This is a genomic window from Enterobacter cloacae complex sp. SHL022, from assembly GCF_049237785.1.
GTDB lineage: Bacteria > Pseudomonadota > Gammaproteobacteria > Enterobacterales > Enterobacteriaceae > Enterobacter > Enterobacter hormaechei_C.
The window spans coordinates 136,080-153,366 of the sequence record NZ_JBMKJH010000009.1; the positions used below are offsets into that span (position 1 = coordinate 136,080).

The window sequence follows — 17,287 nt, forward strand, 5'->3', positions numbered from 1 at the left end:
GGGTGCTGACCGATCCCCGCTTTACGGCTGAAGTTGAAATCACCGTTCCGTTCCACGACGTCGATATGATGGGCGTGGTGTGGCACGGCAACTACTTCCGCTACTTTGAGATTGCCCGCGAAGCGCTGCTCAACCAGTTTGATTACGGCTATCGCCAGATGAAAGCGTCCGGCTACGTCTGGCCGGTGGTGGATACCCGGGTGAAATACCGCGACGCGGTGACCTTCGATCAGCGCATTCGCATCCGCGCCCACATTGAAGAGGTTGAAAACCGTCTGCGCATCGCCTATCAAATCTTCGACGCGCAAACCGGGAAACGCACCACCACCGGCTACACCATTCAGGTGGCGGTGGAAGAAGCAAGCCGGGAGATGTGCTTTGTCAGCCCGGCCATTCTGTTCGAACGCATGGGGATCGCGCCATGAAATGGATAACGCTACTCGCGCTGCTGGTAAGCCCGCTGGTGAACGCGGTCACGCTGGATGAACTGCAACAGCGGTTTGCGGAGCAACCGGTAGTGCGCGCACACTTCGAACAGACCCGCACGATCAAGGATATGCCTCAGCCCCTGCGCTCGCAGGGGGAGATGCTAATCGCCCGTGACAATGGCCTGCTGTGGGATCAAAAAGCGCCGTTCCCGATGACGCTGCTGCTGGATGACAAACGGATGGTGCAGATCTTCAACGGTCAGTCGCCGCAGACCATTACCGCCGACACTAACCCGCAGATGTTTCAGTTCAACCATCTGCTGCGGGCGCTGTTCCAGGCCGACCGCAAGGTACTGGAAGAGAACTTCCGCGTCGATTTCAAAGACCTGGGCGAAGGCCGCTGGTCGCTGGTGCTGACGCCCGTCACCACGCCGCTGGACAAGATTTTCTCCACCCTTGATTTGAAGGGCGCGATCTATCTGGAATCCATTCGCCTGAACGATAAGCAGGGCGACACGACGGATATCGCCCTCTCCCGCCACCAACTGACGCCCGCCCGCCTGACTGATGCAGAACGCCAGCGCTTTGCCGCACCGTAACGCCCTGCGCCCGGCGCTGCTGTGGGCCGCGGTATGCCTGATCCTGCTGGGCGTGCTGCTGTCGCTGCTGCCTGGCGCGCGGCTGAACAGCAGCGTGCTCGCCATGCTGCCGAAACAGACGCTCGGCGCGATCCCTCCCGCTCTCAACGACGGATTTATGCAGCGCCTCGACCGCCAGCTCATCTGGCTGGTCAGCCCCGGCAAACAGCCGGACCCGCGCGTGGCGCAGCAGTGGTTAACCCTGCTGCAACGCAGCCAGGCGCTGAGTGTCGTAAAAGGTCCGCTGGATGCCGCCGGGCAACAGGCCTGGGGAGATTTCTTCTGGCAGCACCGCAATGGCCTGGTCGATCCGGCCACCCGCGCCCGCCTGCAAAACGGCGGTGAAGCGCAGGCTCAGTGGATCCTGTCCCAGCTCTACTCCGCCTTTTCCGGCGTGAGCGGCAAGGAGCTGCAAAACGATCCGCTGATGCTGATGCGCGGCGCGCAGCTCGCGCTGGCGAAGAACAGCCAGAAGATGCAGCTGATGGACGGCTGGCTGGTGACAAAAGATGCGGCCGGGAACTACTGGTATCTGCTACACGGCGAGCTGGCGGGCTCGTCGTTTGACATGCAGCAAACCCACCAGCTGGTGACCACCCTCAACGCGTTGCAGCAGACGCTGAAAAGCCAGTATCCACAGGCGCAGCTGCTCTCGCGCGGGACGGTGTTCTACAGCGATTACGCCAGCCAGCAGGCTAAAAACGATATTTCCACGCTTGGCGTCGCCACGGTGCTCGGGGTGATCCTGCTGATTGTGTCGGTGTTTCGCTCCGTGCGTCCGCTGCTGCTGAGCCTGCTCTCCATTGCCATCGGCGCGCTGGCGGGGACGGTCGTGACGCTCCTGCTGTTCGGTGAGCTGCACCTGATGACGCTGGTGATGAGCATGAGCATTATCGGCATCTCGGCGGACTATACGATTTACTACCTCACGGAGCGGATGGTGCACGGCGCGGAACACTCGCCCTGGCAAAGCCTGGCAAAAGTGCGTAACGCGCTGCTGCTGGCGCTGCTGACCACCGTCGTGGCGTATCTCTTCATGATGCTGGCCCCCTTCCCCGGCATTCGTCAGATGGCGGTGTTCGCCGCCGCAGGACTGAGCGCCTCGTGCCTGACGGTAATGTTCTGGCATCCGTGGTTGTGCCGTGGCATGCCGGTCCGCCCGGTCCCCCTGAGACGGATAATGCAGCGCTGGCTGGACGCCTGGCGCGACGGTAAAGCCCTCTCCGTCGGGCTGCCGGTAGCACTGGCGCTGCTCTCCGCCATCGGGATCGCCAGCCTGCGGGTGGATGACGATATCGCCCGGCTTCAGGCGCTGCCGCAGGACATTCTGGCGCAGGAAAAAACCATCACCGCCCTGACCGGGCAAAATGTCGATCAGAAGTGGTTCGTGGTGTATGGCGCGTCGGCTCAGGAAACGCTGGAGCGGCTGGAGGCATTTACCCCGGCGCTGGCGCAGGCGCAAAAAGCCGGTGAATTAACCCGCTGGCGTACCCTGCCGCTGAACTCGCTGGCGCGACAGAACAGCGATCTGCATCTGCTGCGCAACGCCGCACCGACGGTGGTGAAAATGCTGCAAAGCACGGGGCTGAATGCCGTCGCCCCGAATCTGAACGCCATGCCTGTCAGCGTGGAAGCGTGGCTCGCCAGCCCGGCCAGCGAGGGCTGGCGTTTGCTGTGGCTGACGTTGCCGGACGGCAAAAGCGGTGTGCTGGTCCCGGTCGATGGCGTCAGAAACAGCGCCGCGCTCGGTGAGCTGGCCACCCGCCATCCCGGGGTCGTCTGGGTTGACCGTAAGGCCAGCTTCGACAGCCTGTTTGCGCTCTACCGCTCGCTGCTGTCGGGGCTGCTGGGCGTGGCGCTGGCGGTGATTGCCGGCGGCGCGATGCTACGTCTCGGCTGGCGAAAAGGGCTGGTGGCGCTGGTGCCGTCCGTGCTGTCGCTGGGCGGCGGGCTGGCGGCGCTGGCCGTGACGGGCCATCCGGTGAACCTGTTTTCCCTGCTGGCGCTGGTGCTGGTCCTCGGCATTGGCATCAACTACACGCTGTTTTTCAGCAACCCGCGCGGCACGCCGCTGACCTCCATGCTGGCGATTACCCTCGCCATGATGACCACCCTGCTGACGCTGGGGATGCTGGTATTCAGCACCACTCAGGCCATCAGCAGCTTTGGCATTGTGCTGGTGAGCGGTATCTTCACCGCGTTCCTGCTCGCCCCGCTGGCGATGCCGTCTAACAAAGAGAACTTACCATGACCCGTTTCATTCGCCTGGCGGCAGTGATGATGGCCCTGTTGCTGGCGGGGTGTAGCCATACGACGAACCGCGATGACGCGCGCCCTCAGGCCTGGCTCCAGCCCGGCACTCGCGTCACGCTGCCCCCGCCGGGCATCACGCCTGCCATCCGCTCGCAGCAGTTGCTTACCGGCAGTTTTAAAGGCCAGACCCAGTCGCTGCTGGTGATGCTGAACGCCGACGGAAATAAAGTGACGCTTGCCGGCCTCTCCTCCGTCGGGATCCGCCTGTTCCTCGCCACCTACGACGACACCGGGATCCACACCGAGCAGTCGGTTGTGATGCCGCAGCTGCCGCCCGCCAGCCAGGTGCTGGCCGACGTGATGCTGAGCCACTGGCCGCTCAGCGCCTGGCAGCCGCAGTTGCCGAAAGGCTGGACGCTGAACGATACTGACACCAGACGCGAACTGCGCAACCCCGATGGCAAGCTGGTCACGGAAATTGCCTACCTGAACCGTAACGGCAGGCGCGAACCGATTAGCATTGTGCAGCACGCTTTTCACTACCACATCACCATTCAATATCTGGGTGACTGAGATGATTTACCTTTCTGCCGTTGGCATGGTCAACGCGCTCGGCAACTCGGCTGATGAAATAGCGGCGAACCTGATCGCTGGCGTGGCCCCCGGGATGCGCCAACGTGCGGGCTGGCTACAGGGCTTACCCGAGGCCGTGCTGGGAGGCGTGGAGGGTGAACTTCCCCCTGTCCCCGAGTCTTTTTCTGCGCATCGCAGCCGCAACAACCAGCTGCTGCTGGCGGCGCTTGCGCAAATCCGGCCCGCCGTCGATGCAGCCATTGCGCGCGTGGGGCGAGACCGCGTGGCGGTTGTGCTGGGCACCAGCACCTCCGGACTGGACGAGGGTGATGAGTACGTGCGCCGCGCGCAGAACGGCGAGCGCAGCCCGCAGTGGCAATATCCGCAGCAGGAGCTGGGCGATCCGTCGCGCTTTCTCGCCAGCTGGCTTGCGCTGGACGGCCCGGCGTATACCATCTCAACCGCCTGCTCCTCCAGCGCGCGGGCGATCATCAGCGGTCGACGCCTGATCGACGCCGGGCTGGTGGACGTCGCCATCGTCGGCGGGGCCGACAGCCTGAGCCGCATGCCGGTCAACGGCTTCAACAGCCTGGAGTCCTTCTCCCCGACCCTGTGCGAACCGTTTGGCCGCCACCGTCGGGGGATCACCATTGGCGAAGCGGCGGCACTGATGGTGCTGACCCGCGAGCCGGGCGAGGTTGCGCTCCTCGGCGCGGGGGAATCCAGCGATGCGTACCATATTTCCGCCCCGCATCCGCAGGGTGAAGGGGCGATCCGCGCCATCAACCAGGCGCTGAACGAGGCGGGCATGACGGCGGCGGACGTCGGTTATATCAACCTGCACGGCACCGCCACGCCGCTGAACGATCGCATTGAGGCGCAGGTGATCCACGATCTCTTTGGCGACCGCGTGCCGTGCAGCTCCACGAAACATCTTACCGGCCACACGCTGGGCGCCGCGGGGATCACCGAGGCCGCCCTGAGCTGGCTGATCCTGACCCGAAGCCTGACGCTGCCGCCGCAGGATTTTTCCCGCTACGCGCCGGACGACACCCTGCCCGCCTTCGGCCTACTGCACCAGAGCGCACCGCTGAATAAACCGGTGATCCTGTCAAACTCCTTCGCGTTTGGCGGCAACAACGCCAGCCTTCTGCTGGGGAGAGTATGATGCACTACTTACCTCCCGGGGATTATCTTCCTCACGACACGCCGATGCTGCTGCTTGAGAGCGTGGAAAGCGTCACCGATGACCGCGCCGTTTGCAGCGTGACGGTGAACGAACGGGGCGTTCTGGCCCCGTTCCTGGACGCGGACGGCAACCTGCCTGGCTGGTTTGCGCTGGAGCTGATGGCCCAGACCGTGGGCGTCTGGTCTGAATGGCACCGGATGCAAAAAGGGCTGCCGCACTGTGCGCTGGGCATGGTGCTGGGCGCGCGCGAGCTGGTGTGCGACGCAGGGCATTTTGCCGCAGGCAGCACGCTGACCATCACCATCGAACGTCTGATGCAGGATGAACGCTTTGGCAGCTTCGAGTGCACCATTCATGCGGATAGTGTCCCCCTCGCCACGGGACGCGTGAACACCTTCCAGCCGAGCGAGGAAGAATTAACCACACTTTTCAACCAGGTAACACCATCATGAGATCCGTACTGGTCACTGGCGCCAGCAAAGGCATTGGCCGCGCTATCGCCCTTCAGCTTGCGGCGGACGGTTTCACCGTCGGCGTGCATTACCATCGTGATGAAGCGGGCGCGCAGGAGACGCTGGAAGCGATTGTCCAGGCAGGCGGCGCGGGCCGTTTACTCACCTTCGACGTGGGCAACCGCGAGCAGTGCCGCACGGTGCTGGAACAGGAGATCGCTGACCACGGCGCGTGGTATGGCGTGGTCAGTAACGCCGGTATTACCCGCGACGGCGCATTTCCTGCGCTCAGCGACGATGACTGGGACAGCGTGATCCACACCAATCTCGACAGTTTTTATAACGTCATTCATCCCTGCATTATGCCGATGATCGGCACCCGCAAGGGCGGGCGGATCATCACCCTGTCGTCGGTGTCAGGCATTATGGGCAACCGTGGGCAGGTGAACTACAGCGCGGCGAAAGCCGGGATCATCGGCGCCACCAAAGCGCTCGCCACCGAGCTGGCAAAACGCAAAATCACCGTCAACTGCATCGCGCCAGGGCTGATCGATACCGGCATGATCGAAATGGACGAAGCCGCACTGCACGCGGCGATGTCGATGATCCCGATGCAGCGTATGGGCCAAGCCGAGGAGGTCGCGGGGCTGGCGAGTTACCTGATGTCGGATAAAGCAGGCTATGTGACGCGTCAGGTGATTTCGATTAACGGAGGCATGCTATGACCCGCCGGGTAGTGATTACGGGCATGGGCGGCGTCACCGCGTTCGGCGAGGACTGGCCGACCATCTCGCGCCGTCTGCGCGAGTATGAAAATGCGGTGCGTACCATGACGGAGTGGCAGGCGTATGACGGCCTGCAAACCCTGCTCGCCGCGCCGATTGAAGACTTCACTCTCCCCGCTCACTATACCCGTAAGCGCATTCGCGCCATGGGCCGCGTGTCGCTGCTCTCTACCCGCGCCACCGAGCTGGCGCTGGAGCAGGCGGGACTGATCGACGACGCGGTGCTGACCAACGGTCAGACCGGCATCGCCTACGGCTCGTCGACCGGCAGCACCGGGCCGGTCAGCGAGTTTGCCTCAATGCTCACCGAAAAGCACACCCACAACATCACCGGCACCACCTATGTGCAGATGATGCCGCACACCACGGCGGTGAATACCGGGCTGTTCTTTGGCCTGCGCGGACGGGTGATCCCCACCTCGAGCGCCTGTACCTCTGGCAGCCAGGCGATTGGCTACGCCTGGGAAGCGATTCGTCACGGCTACCAGACGGTGATGGTGGCAGGCGGCGCGGAAGAGCTGTGCCCGTCGGAAGCGGCGGTTTTCGATACCCTGTTTGCCACCAGCCAGCGTAACGACGCGCCAAAAACCACGCCGTCGCCGTTTGACGTTCAGCGCGATGGCCTGGTGATTGGCGAAGGGGCGGGTACGCTGGTGCTGGAAGCGCTGGATCACGCCAGAGCGCGCGGAGCGACAATTTATGGCGAGATCGTGGGCTTTGCCACCAACTGCGATGCGGCGCACATCACCCAGCCCCAGCGTGAAACCATGCAGGTGTGTATGGAGCAGTCGCTGGCGATGGCGGGTCTTGGCCCTCAGGACATTGGCTACATTTCTGCCCACGGCACGGCAACCGATCGCGGGGATATCGCCGAGAGTCAGGCGACCGCCGCCATTTTCGGCGACAGCGTGCCCATCTCATCCTTAAAGAGTTATTTCGGTCATACCCTGGGAGCCTGCGGCGCGCTGGAAGCCTTGCTGAGTCTGCACATGATGCGGGAGGGCTGGTTCACGCCGACGCTCAATTTAAGACAACCGGATGAGCAATGCGGCGCTTTAGATTATATTATCGGGGAAACCCGCCCGATTGATTGCGAATTTATTCAGAGCAATAACTTTGCCTTTGGCGGCATCAATACCTCGATAATCATTAAACGCTGGGCGTAACTATGTACCAGTTTGTACTGGGAAAGATCTCCACCCTTAGCGCGGACCCGCTGGCGTCAACGCTCGCAGACATGGCACCTCAGGGTGCACGACACGCTTCCTGGCTTGCAGGCCGGACGCTGCTCGCCAGAACCTTATCCCCCTTGCCCCTTCCCGAGATAATTTACGGCGAGCAGGGAAAACCGGCCTTCGCTAACGGCCATCCGCTGTGGTTTAACCTGAGCCACAGCGGGGACGATATTGCCCTGCTGATGAGCGATGAAGGTGAAGTGGGCTGCGATATCGAAGTGATCCGCCCGCGGGAGAACTGGCAGGCGCTGGCAAATGCCGTTTTCAGCCTCACCGAACATGACGAGCTGGAACGTGAAGCGCCGGAAGAGCAGCTTTCCGCATTCTGGCGCATCTGGACACGCAAAGAGGCAATCGTCAAACAGCGTGGCGGCAGCGCGTGGCAGATAGTCAGCATTGACAGCACCGCCCAGTCGCTCCCGGTCAGTCAGCTACGCTTCGGCTCGCTGAGCCTGGCGGTCTGTACCCCTACGCCTTTCACCTTAACGGCGGAAGCGGTTACTTACTCCGGTATTCCTGCGGCATAAAAAACGGCCATGCCGGTTAAAACCAACATGGCCAATGTCCCGTTCACGTTGTTCTCGATCTTATTTTAAATTTTCCGGGAAGTTTGCAGGCAGCTCGCTGGCCGCGCAATTGATCACGCTATCGTCATTCGCACCGCAGTCACGCACGAAGGTGATGGTGGCAAATTCATCAATCACTTCGGTTGGATACGCTGGTCCGGCATCACGGTAGCTGTTCATCAGCGGAATGTGATCGTTCTGGAAGCAGACGGTTTTTTCCGGATTATTCATGACCCAGCGCGGGAAGAAGATGGTGCCGTGGAACAGGCGGTCGCCCAGGTTCACGATCAGGCTCACGTCAGTACCGGTTGGCTCCGTCCAGGAAATTTTATAGATGCTCTCCCCAACACGGACGATGTAGGCCTGCTGATCTTTCACCCAACGGTTGCCCACCAGACCACTGTGAATACGGTAGTCCAGGGTGTTTTCGTTTTTAACGTAAATTTCGTAATTCCAGCCATTATCGTAGGTATATACAAGATGTTTGCCGACGAAGCCGCTTAAATCATGTTTATCGAAGGTGCTCATACGATGTCTCCTTTGTTTTGATGAGACGATCGTACCCCTTCAAAAAATGAATGAATAACGCTATGTTTGAATCAAATTCATCCAAAATTTAGATTAATTATGCACAAGACGACGCTCGAACAGTGGGCCTTGCTGGAGAGAGTCATCGAGGCTGGCAGCTTCGCTAAGGCGGCGGAAGAGACCTACCGCAGCCAGTCCTCGGTCAGCTATAACCTGTCGCTTTTGCAGGAGCGGCTGGGCGTGGCGCTCCTGATGACAGAGGGACGGCGTGCCGTGCTAACCCCGGCGGGTGAGCTGTTGCTGAATCAGGTTAAACCGCTGCTGAAAGCCTTCGCCTATGTTGAAACGCGCGCTGCGACCCTGCGCAGCGGGATGCGAACCCGTATCGACCTGATGGTAGACAGTATTTTTCCGCGTAGCCGGCTGTTCGCGATTTTGCGCCAGTTTCAGCAGCTGTACCCGCAAACGCAGGTGCGGCTTACCGAGGTTCTGGAAAACAGCCGCGCAGATGCGCTCAATGATGAAGCCGACGTGATGGTCTTAACCCGCCGCCAGGACATTACCGGCCTGGGCGAATGGCTGATGAATATCGATTTTGTTGCCGTCGCGCATCACGCGCACCCGCTGTTTTCGCTGGATACGCCGCTTAATGACGAGATGCTACGGCCGTGGCCGCGCATTCAGATCGCAGACAGCCAGCCCACCACTCACCCCACCGGGGAGTCGTGGACATTCTCCACTATCGATGCCGCGATCGAAGCGGTGATGTATCAGGTTGGATACGGCTGGTTACCGGAAGAACGCATTCAGACCCCGCTCCAGCAGGGCATCCTTAAAACGCTGCCGCTCAGCCACGGCGTACGTCGCGCCACGCCGCTGCACCTCATCGTCAAACGCTCCCTCAGCCCGCTGGACGAGCAGGTTGAGACGCTGTTGCGCCTTTTTAAGCAGGAGCCGTCATCGTCAACTGCTACGCTTTAAGTTTTGAACCATAAAACGACAAGGAGTGAACGATGAAAATCGATTTAACGGGGAAAGTAGCGCTGGTGACCGCGTCCACCGGCGGTATTGGGTTTGCCATCGCCCGCGGGCTGGCGGAGAGCGGTGCGGAAGTGATCGTAAACGGACGCAGCGTCGACTCGGTGAATAAAGGCATTCAGGCGCTACAGCAGGTGGTGCCTGGCGTACAGGTCCGTGCCGCCATCGCCGACCTGAGCTCGCAGGAGGGCGTTGACGAACTGCTCAGGGTCGCCACGCACGTCGATATTCTGGTGAATAACGCCGGGATCTATGGCCAGCAGGATTTTTATTCCACCGACGACGAGACCTGGGAACGCTACTGGCAAACCAACGTGATGTCCGGCGTGCGCCTCTCCCGTGCCCTGCTGCCCGGCATGGTACAAAAGGGCTGGGGTCGGGTAGTGTTTATCTCGTCAGAATCGGCCTGCAATATTCCTGCGGATATGATCCACTATGGCGTGACAAAAACCGCCCAGCTCTCGCTGGCGCGCGGTCTGGCGAAGTTCGTGGCAGGCAGCGGCGTGACGGTGAACAGCGTACTGCCGGGCCCGACAATGTCGGACGGTTTTGCCGCGATGATGAAAGACGAAATCGAAAGAACCGGTAAATCGCTGGAGCAGCTGGCGAAAGCGTTCGTGATGGAGAATCGTCCCAGCTCGGTTATTCAGCGCGCCGCAACGGTAGAAGAAGTGGCGAATATGGTGGTGTATGTCTGTTCCATGCAGGCCTCCGCGACTTCCGGCGCGGCGCTGCGCGTTGACGGTGGCGTGGTGGATGACATAGTTTGACCCGTCAGGCCACAGGTTCAGGAAAAAATGCGACCTGATATAAGGACTATGAAGGTAAAGCAGGTAAACTAGTGAACAGAATGTGTATTTCAGCTAAGACGTATTTATGACCAATATGATTGCCGACGAAGCCGTGGCGAAGTCCAGCGTGCTCTCTGTCTTTGACTTTGATGGTACGTTGACGCACCACGACAGTTTTATCCCGTTCCTGCGCTTTGCCTTTGGCAAGCGCTACTTTGCTGGCCGACTGGTGCGCATGGCCCTGCCTACGCTGCACTGTGTGCGCCGCAAGCTGACGCGAGATGAGCTGAAAGAGGTGTTGATCAAAACCTTCCTGACGGGGGTGGATGAGCACTGGTTACGTCAGCAGGCGGAAGCCTTCTGTGAAAAATACTGGAACAAGCTGATGCGCCCGGAAGGTGTGCTGGCCGTCGCCAACGAGGTCAATTCCGGTGCGGAAGTGACGATTTGCTCTGCTTCCCCGGCGCTGGTATTGCAGCCGTGGGCCGATAAGCTCGGCATTAAGCTGATTGGCACGCAGCTGGAAGTGAAAGACGGCAAGCTGACCGGGCGGATCACCGGCCACAACTGCCGGTGTGCCCAGAAGGTGGCGAGGCTGGAGAAGGTGTATGGGGATTTGAACGCGTATCACCTGCGCGCCTGGGGCGACACGCGTGGCGACCACGAGTTGCTGGCGGCGGCGCAGGATCCGCACTGGCGGCATTTTCATCATCCGAGCAAGCGCCGAAATTCACCAATTAAGGGTTAGGTGCGGCCCGGTGCCCTCACCCCGGCCCTCTCCCACAGGGAGAGGGAGAAAAGCGGTACATCAGGCCTCACGTTTTCCCGGGAACATCACGCTCGCAATAATCCCCAGCGCCAGTACCCCCAGCACCACAAACAGGCTTGCCGTGGCGCCGATGTTATAACCGTGATGCCAGAAGTGGTCGGTCGCATTCAGCCCCAGCTTGAACGCCACGAAGAACAGCAGTAACACCACCGCTTTCTCCAGATGCACCAGATACTGCTTCAGCGCTTCCAGCACAAAGTAGAGGGTACGCAGGCCGAGGATCGCGAACATCATTGCGCTGTAGATAATCAGCGGCTCACGGCTGACGGCAATGATTGCGGGTACGGAATCGAAGGCGAACATCACGTCGGACAGCTCCACCACCGCAACACAGAGCAGCAGCGGCGTCGCGTAGCGCTTCGCCTTCTTCACGCGGCCTACCATTACATCCTTGTTTTCAGGCTTCTCCAGTTCGGCATCCACCTCTTTCTGGGTCAGGATAAACGCATGGCTGCTGATTTTTGGCCACACCGGGTAGAAGCGTTTCACCAGGCGGTACGCCAGATGGTTGGAATAATCTTCTACTTCATCGCTCTCTTCATTGCGTTTCAGCATCATCACCGCCGTCCAGCCGACGACCAGCGCAAAAATGACCTCAACATACGGCCCCAGGCTCAACAGACTGGTGCCGATGGCAACAAAAATACCGCGGAACACAATCGCCCCGAGCACGCCCCAGTAGAGCACGCGGTGACGATATCTATCCGGCACGCCGAACCAGGCGAAGATCGCCATCATCACAAACAGATTGTCGACGGAGAGCACCTCTTCCAGCGCATAGCCGGTCAGGAACAGACTGGCCATCTCCGCGCCGTGGTGCACGTATAAGAATCCGGCGAAGGCCATCGCCATCATGACCCAGAAGATGGACCACATGACCGCGTTTTTCAGCGAGATCGGTTTATCGTGACGGTGCATGAAGAGGTCGATAAACATCGCCCCAACGGCCATCACCACGAAGACAACAACGGTTTCCGTCGGGAAACCGAGATGAGCAGCAGACATAGACAACCCTTTTAAGAAGACAAAACACCATGCACACAATAAAAAGCGTGGGCCCGTTAAGGAGGCATCACGCTAAAAAATAAATATTAACCGTTCTTTTCAGCCAGCGCTTGCGCGCATGCCCAGGCACTGGCCCACGCCCACTGGAAGTTATACCCGCCGAGCCAGCCGGTCACGTCCATCACTTCACCAATGAAATAAAGACCCGGCACGTTGCGGGCTTCCATCGTGCGGGATGAGAGTTCGTTTGTATCCACGCCGCCCAGCGTCACTTCCGCCGTGCGGTAGCCTTCGGTGCCGTTTGGCTGTACGCGCCAGTTCGTCAGCGTCTCCACCAGCGTTTCCTGCTCGCGGCTGTTGAGCTGCTTGAGCGCAACATCCGGAATTTGCCCTAACACCTGCAAGCACTCCACGAGACGCTTCGGCAACTGCATCGCCAGGGTATTTTTCAGGCTTTGATTCGGGTGCGCGGCGCGTTGCTCGTTGAGGAAGGCGTCCAGATCGCAGTCCGGCACCAGGTTTACGGAGACAAACTCCCCCGGCTGCCAGTAGCTGGAGATCTGCAATACCGCCGGCCCCGAGAGTCCACGATGGGTAAAGAGCAGGTTTTCGCGGAACACCGTGCCGTCTTCGGCCGTAATGACCGACGGTACAGACACGCCGGAGAGTGTCTGAAGCTGCTCCAGCAGCGGCTTATGCAGCGTGAACGGTACCAGCCCGGCGCGGGTGGGCAGTACCTTCAGGCCAAACTGCTCGGCAATTTTATAGCCGAACGGTGAGGCGCCCAGCCCCGGCATCGAGAGGCCGCCGCTGGCGATCACCAGGTTATCGGCGCTGACGGTCTCACCGTTGAGTTGCAGCGTGTAGCCCTGCTCGTCACGGGCGACGTCCAGCACTTCGGTGCGCAGGCGCATTACTACGCCGCCTTTCTCGCACTCGGCCACCAGCATATCAACGATTTGTTGCGCGGAGTCGTCGCAGAACAGCTGTCCCAGCGTCTTCTCATGCCACGCGATACCGTGTTTACCCACCAGTTCGATAAAATCCCACTGGGTATAGCGCGCCAGCGCAGATTTGCAAAAATGGCGGTTCTGGCTCAAATAGGCCGCAGGCTCGACATAAAGATTAGTAAAGTTGCAGCGCCCACCGCCAGACATCAGGATCTTGCGGCCAGGCTTTTTTCCGTTATCCAGCAGCAGCACGCGACGACCCGCTTGTCCGGCCATCGCCGCACAAAACATACCCGCCGCACCGGCGCCAATAACTACGGCATCAAACCTTTCCACGTCAAAATCCTCTTCGTTAACTGCCGCGGATTGTAAAGTTTCCTCAGTGGTCGCACCAGCGTAAAAAGATATTACAAAGCCATTTCATTGATATTTAAAGATTATCCTTTCAGGCACATTTCTCAAATCAGGTGGTATGTCAAAAAAAGTCTATATTTCACTTTGCCCGTTGCGCATTTGTCCTGGATAATGCGCCGCGTTCATGTCCTCAAAATGGCGTAACGTCCTATGCTACATTTGTTTGCCGGCCTGGATTTACATACCGGGCTTTTATTATTGCTTGCTCTGGTTTTTGTGCTGTTTTACGAAGCGATCAACGGCTTCCACGACACTGCAAACGCAGTAGCAACGGTTATCTACACTCGCGCAATGCGATCGCAGCTTGCGGTTGTTATGGCGGCGGTATTTAACTTTTTTGGTGTCCTCCTGGGCGGACTGAGCGTTGCGTATGCCATTGTGCATATGCTGCCAACGGATCTGCTGCTTAACGTGAGTTCCGGTCATGGCCTGGCCATGGTGTTCTCTATGCTGCTTGCTGCGATTATCTGGAACCTCGGTACCTGGTATTTCGGCCTGCCGGCATCCAGCTCTCACACCCTCATCGGCGCGATTATCGGTATCGGGTTAACCAATGCCCTGATGACCGGGACCTCCGTCGTTGATGCGCTGAATATCCCGAAAGTTCTCGGCATTTTCGGCTCTCTGATCATCTCCCCTATCGTCGGTCTGGTGGTGGCGGGTGGCTTGATTTTCATCCTGCGTCGCTACTGGAGCAACACGAAAAAACGTGCGCGTATCCACCTGACGCCAGCAGAGCGTGAGAAGAAAGACGGCAAGAAAAAGCCGCCGTTCTGGACGCGTATCGCGCTGATCATTTCCGCTATCGGCGTCGCCTTCTCTCATGGCGCGAACGATGGTCAGAAAGGTATCGGCCTGGTGATGCTGGTTCTGATTGGCGTCGCACCGGCGGGCTTCGTGGTTAACATGAACGCCTCCGGTTACGAAATCACCCGTACCCGTGATGCGGTAAACAACGTTGAGACTTACTTCCAGCAGCATCCTGATTTGCTGAAGAAAGCGACCGGCGTGGACCAGCTGATTCCTTCTCCGGAGTCAGGCGCAACGACGGCACCGGGCGAGTTCCATTGCCATCCGGCAAACGCGATTAACGCGCTGGAACGTGCGAAAGGCATGCTGGCCGATATCGAAAGCTATGACAAACTGGCTGTTGAACAGCGTGGTCAGCTGCGTCGCATCATGCTCTGTATCTCCGACGTGACCGATAAAGTCGCGAAGCTGCCAGAGGTTAATGCTGACGACCAACGTCTGCTGAAGAAACTGAAAGGCGATATGCTCAATACCATTGAGTACGCGCCAATCTGGATCATCATGGCGGTCGCGCTGGCGCTGGGTATCGGTACGATGATTGGCTGGCGTCGTGTGGCGACCACCATCGGCGAGAAGATCGGTAAGAAAGGCATGACCTATGCGCAGGGTATGTCCGCGCAGATGACGGCAGCGGTATCTATCGGTCTGGCGAGTTACACCGGTATGCCAGTCTCCACCACCCACGTACTCTCTTCGTCCGTGGCAGGTACAATGATTGTTGACGGCGGCGGTTTGCAGCGTAAAACCGTGACCAACATCCTGATGGCCTGGGTGTTCACCCTCCCGGCGTCCATCCTGCTGTCTGGCGGTCTGTACTGGATTTCGCTGAAGCTGATTTAATCGGCTGAAGGCGACAAAAAAGCGGGTCAGGAAACTGGCCCGCTTTTTTTATGCTCAGTGCCAAATCATCAGCGCAATCATACTCACCACAACCAGACCACAGAGGGCGCTGGTCAAAATGAACTGACGACGCAGGCGCTCGCAGCGACGGATAAACTCTTCATCGTGGTGATCGCGGTAGCGTTGGTAGTAGATATACCCCACCAGACGCATCTGCTTGCTGGGCTGTCCGTGCGAGGTGAAGAACCCTCCACCGTCCACATACTGATAAAGCAACGGATCGCAACCACGAAGTACCACTAACAGCGCACGTAACGATGAGAAGTAGCGCGCCATATTCACTATGCAAACCACGCATAACGCCCAAAACAATGCGACGGTGCTAATCATACATCCTCCCCGGCGTCCGCCCACGAAGCAAGGCTCCTGAGCTACCGCACCCCAATGCCCTGACAGACAGTTCAGTGAAAGAATGACCAAAAGTCGATCCGGTTCGCGTTTTAATATCCGAACGGCTCATTAAATAGTGTAGGAGATCCGTTAATTTTTTTGCCACAAGGTTAATCGTTATCAACACCAAAGCTTGAAAAATATGTTTAACTGGGCCGTAATGAAAGCATCAGACGACGGCTTTCCCATTTAGTCATCGATAACTTAAGGAAGGAGTAACACTATGGCTTACAAACACATTCTTATCGCGGTAGACCTCTCCCCGGAGAGTAAAGTGCTGGTTGATAAAGCAGTATCCATGGCACGTCCCTACAACGCGAAAGTTTCGCTGATTCACGTAGATGTGAATTACTCCGACCTCTACACCGGTCTGATCGACGTGAATCTCGGCGATATGCAGAAACGCATCTCCGAAGAGACTCACCACGCGCTGAGCGAGCTTTCTACCAACGCGGGCTATCCGATCACTGAAACCTTAAGCGGTAGCGGCGATCTGGGCCAGGTGCTGGTTGATGCGATTAAGAAATACGATATGGACCTGGTGGTATGTGGTCACCATCAGGACTTCTGGAGCAAACTGATGTCTTCCGCGCGCCAGCTGATTAACACCGTTCACGTGGATATGCTGATTGTTCCACTGCGTGACGAAGAAGACGAGTAAGTGCGTTAAATTCCCCTCACCCTAACCCTCTCCCAAAGGGAGAGGGAATAGATCGAGGATGTAGGCCGGGTAAGGCGAAGCCGCCACCCGGCTTTTTCTATTCCGGCGTACCCGAATAAATATCAAACCGGTGCCCTTTCGTGGTCACCGCGTTAGTGGTCGCAACGTCCGCCAGCGGCGGCGCATAGTCCGGCCGCTTCACCACCACACGCTTCGTCGCCAGCTGACGAGCCGGTTCCAGCAGGCCATCGGCATCTAAATCTGGCCCCACCAGCGACTGAAACACCCGCATCTCTTTCTTCACCAGCGCGCTTTTCTGCTTATGCGGGAACATGGGGTCGAGATAAACCACCTGCGGGCGCGGGGTGATGTCGGTGAGCGCCGTCAGGCTGGAGGCATGAATAAGTTGTAAACGTTCCTGTAACCACGGGCCGATTTCCGGGTCCTCATAGCCCCGCGTCAGCCCGTCGTCGAGCAGCGCGGCGACAACCGGATTACGCTCCAGCATCCGCACCCGGCAGCCCACCGAGGCCAGCACAAACGCATCGCGCCCCAGCCCCGCCGTGGCGTCCACCACGTCCGGAAGATAGCTCCCTTTAATGCCAACCGCCTTGGCCACCGCTTCGCCGCGACCGCCGCCGAACTTACGCCGGTGCGCCATCGCGCCGCCGACAAAATCGACAAAAATCCCGCCAAGCTTTGGCTCATCGCGCTTGCGCAGCTCCAGATGTTCCGGCGTCATCACCAGCGCCATCAGGTTGTCTTCATCATGTTCCAGCCCCCAGCGGGCCGCCAGAACAGATAAGGCGCCGTCCCCGGCGCCTGTTTCATCTACTAAGCAGATCTTCACGT

At 59.1% G+C, this 17,287-nt stretch carries 19 protein-coding genes; 14 read left to right on the forward strand and 5 right to left on the reverse strand.

Going from position 1 to position 17,287, the window contains the following annotated elements; genetic code table 11:
* Positions 1–2: 2 nt before the first annotated feature.
* The 9 genes from ACOTZD_RS18625 to acpT are packed head-to-tail and all read left to right on the forward strand — an operon-like array spanning position 3 to position 8,080.
* Complete coding sequence (locus ACOTZD_RS18625; protein ID WP_174402171.1) at positions 3–425, forward strand: acyl-CoA thioesterase; 423 nt, start codon at positions 3–5, stop codon at positions 423–425.
* Positions 422–1,027 carry an outer membrane lipoprotein carrier protein LolA gene (locus ACOTZD_RS18630; RefSeq protein WP_023314981.1) on the forward strand — a complete coding sequence of 202 codons (606 nt, stop codon included), beginning with the start codon at positions 422–424 and terminating at the stop codon, positions 1,025–1,027. The genes ACOTZD_RS18625 and ACOTZD_RS18630 overlap by 4 nt, the downstream gene beginning before the upstream one ends.
* Positions 996–3,317 carry an MMPL family transporter gene (locus tag ACOTZD_RS18635; protein ID WP_174402170.1) on the forward strand — a complete coding sequence of 774 codons (2,322 nt, stop codon included), beginning with the start codon at positions 996–998 and terminating at the stop codon, positions 3,315–3,317. Before ACOTZD_RS18630 ends, ACOTZD_RS18635 begins: the two co-directional genes overlap by 32 nt.
* Positions 3,314–3,892: a DUF3261 domain-containing protein gene (locus tag ACOTZD_RS18640; RefSeq protein ID WP_045329987.1), complete on the forward strand. Its 579-nt coding sequence runs from the start codon at positions 3,314–3,316 to the stop codon at positions 3,890–3,892. The genes ACOTZD_RS18635 and ACOTZD_RS18640 overlap by 4 nt, the downstream gene beginning before the upstream one ends.
* Before the next feature lies 1 nt (position 3,893).
* Complete coding sequence (locus ACOTZD_RS18645; RefSeq protein ID WP_137041841.1) at positions 3,894–5,060, forward strand: beta-ketoacyl-[acyl-carrier-protein] synthase family protein; 1,167 nt, start codon at positions 3,894–3,896, stop codon at positions 5,058–5,060.
* Entirely contained in the window at positions 5,060–5,533 is a 474-nt protein-coding gene (locus ACOTZD_RS18650) for a hypothetical protein (RefSeq protein ID WP_059370278.1), read from the forward strand. The genes ACOTZD_RS18645 and ACOTZD_RS18650 overlap by 1 nt, the downstream gene beginning before the upstream one ends.
* Positions 5,527–6,258: a 3-ketoacyl-ACP reductase FabG2 gene (locus ACOTZD_RS18655; RefSeq protein ID WP_026094333.1), complete on the forward strand. Its 732-nt coding sequence runs from the start codon at positions 5,527–5,529 to the stop codon at positions 6,256–6,258. Before ACOTZD_RS18650 ends, ACOTZD_RS18655 begins: the two co-directional genes overlap by 7 nt.
* Positions 6,255–7,484, forward strand: a complete 1,230-nt coding sequence (locus ACOTZD_RS18660; RefSeq protein ID WP_174402169.1) for a beta-ketoacyl-ACP synthase — start codon at positions 6,255–6,257, stop codon at positions 7,482–7,484. Before ACOTZD_RS18655 ends, ACOTZD_RS18660 begins: the two co-directional genes overlap by 4 nt.
* A 2-nt stretch (positions 7,485–7,486) precedes the next feature.
* Entirely contained in the window at positions 7,487–8,080 is a 594-nt protein-coding gene (gene acpT / locus ACOTZD_RS18665; RefSeq protein WP_058662705.1) for a 4'-phosphopantetheinyl transferase AcpT, read from the forward strand.
* A gap of 60 nt (positions 8,081–8,140) precedes the next feature.
* On the opposite strand, the gene ACOTZD_RS18670 is transcribed toward acpT, so the two are convergent.
* Entirely contained in the window at positions 8,141–8,647 is a 507-nt protein-coding gene (locus ACOTZD_RS18670) for a phenolic acid decarboxylase (protein WP_003861232.1), read from the reverse strand.
* Positions 8,648–8,746: 99 nt separating this feature from the next.
* Here ACOTZD_RS18670 and ACOTZD_RS18675 point away from each other — a divergent pair, with 99 nt between their 5' ends.
* From ACOTZD_RS18675 to ACOTZD_RS18685, 3 genes are all read left to right on the forward strand, one after another.
* The gene (locus tag ACOTZD_RS18675; protein ID WP_023314988.1) at positions 8,747–9,628 is read left to right on the forward strand and encodes a LysR family transcriptional regulator; all 882 of its coding nucleotides are present in this window, start codon (positions 8,747–8,749) and stop codon (positions 9,626–9,628) included.
* Between the two features lie 32 nt (positions 9,629–9,660).
* Positions 9,661–10,455, forward strand: coding sequence for an SDR family NAD(P)-dependent oxidoreductase (locus ACOTZD_RS18680; protein WP_022651983.1), 795 nt, complete (start codon positions 9,661–9,663; stop codon positions 10,453–10,455).
* 106 nt (positions 10,456–10,561) lie between these two features.
* Positions 10,562–11,224 (forward strand): HAD family hydrolase, encoded by a 663-nt coding sequence (locus tag ACOTZD_RS18685; protein ID WP_003861228.1) that lies wholly within the window; start codon positions 10,562–10,564, stop codon positions 11,222–11,224.
* A 60-nt stretch (positions 11,225–11,284) separates the two neighbouring features.
* Here the strand turns inward: ACOTZD_RS18685 and ACOTZD_RS18690 are convergent, their stop codons facing one another.
* Together ACOTZD_RS18690 and ACOTZD_RS18695 are read right to left on the reverse strand one after the other, a co-directional pair.
* The gene (locus ACOTZD_RS18690; protein ID WP_003861227.1) at positions 11,285–12,310 is read right to left on the reverse strand and encodes a TerC/Alx family metal homeostasis membrane protein; all 1,026 of its coding nucleotides are present in this window, start codon (positions 12,308–12,310) and stop codon (positions 11,285–11,287) included.
* A gap of 86 nt (positions 12,311–12,396) precedes the next feature.
* Entirely contained in the window at positions 12,397–13,596 is a 1,200-nt protein-coding gene (locus ACOTZD_RS18695; protein WP_003861226.1) for an NAD(P)/FAD-dependent oxidoreductase, read from the reverse strand.
* A gap of 228 nt (positions 13,597–13,824) precedes the next feature.
* Between ACOTZD_RS18695 and pitA the strand changes: the two genes are divergently transcribed.
* Positions 13,825–15,324, forward strand: a complete 1,500-nt coding sequence (pitA, locus tag ACOTZD_RS18700; protein WP_003861225.1) for an inorganic phosphate transporter PitA — start codon at positions 13,825–13,827, stop codon at positions 15,322–15,324.
* 54 nt (positions 15,325–15,378) lie between these two features.
* Here pitA and uspB read toward each other — a convergent pair whose 3' ends face one another.
* Positions 15,379–15,714 carry a universal stress protein UspB gene (gene uspB, locus ACOTZD_RS18705; RefSeq protein ID WP_003861224.1) on the reverse strand — a complete coding sequence of 112 codons (336 nt, stop codon included), beginning with the start codon at positions 15,712–15,714 and terminating at the stop codon, positions 15,379–15,381.
* Between the two features lie 283 nt (positions 15,715–15,997).
* Here uspB and uspA point away from each other — a divergent pair, with 283 nt between their 5' ends.
* Positions 15,998–16,435: a universal stress protein UspA gene (gene uspA / locus ACOTZD_RS18710; protein ID WP_003861223.1), complete on the forward strand. Its 438-nt coding sequence runs from the start codon at positions 15,998–16,000 to the stop codon at positions 16,433–16,435.
* Between the two features lie 97 nt (positions 16,436–16,532).
* Here uspA and rsmJ read toward each other — a convergent pair whose 3' ends face one another.
* Positions 16,533–17,285: a 16S rRNA (guanine(1516)-N(2))-methyltransferase RsmJ gene (gene rsmJ, locus ACOTZD_RS18715; RefSeq protein ID WP_003861219.1), complete on the reverse strand. Its 753-nt coding sequence runs from the start codon at positions 17,283–17,285 to the stop codon at positions 16,533–16,535.
* Positions 17,286–17,287 lie beyond the last annotated feature (2 nt).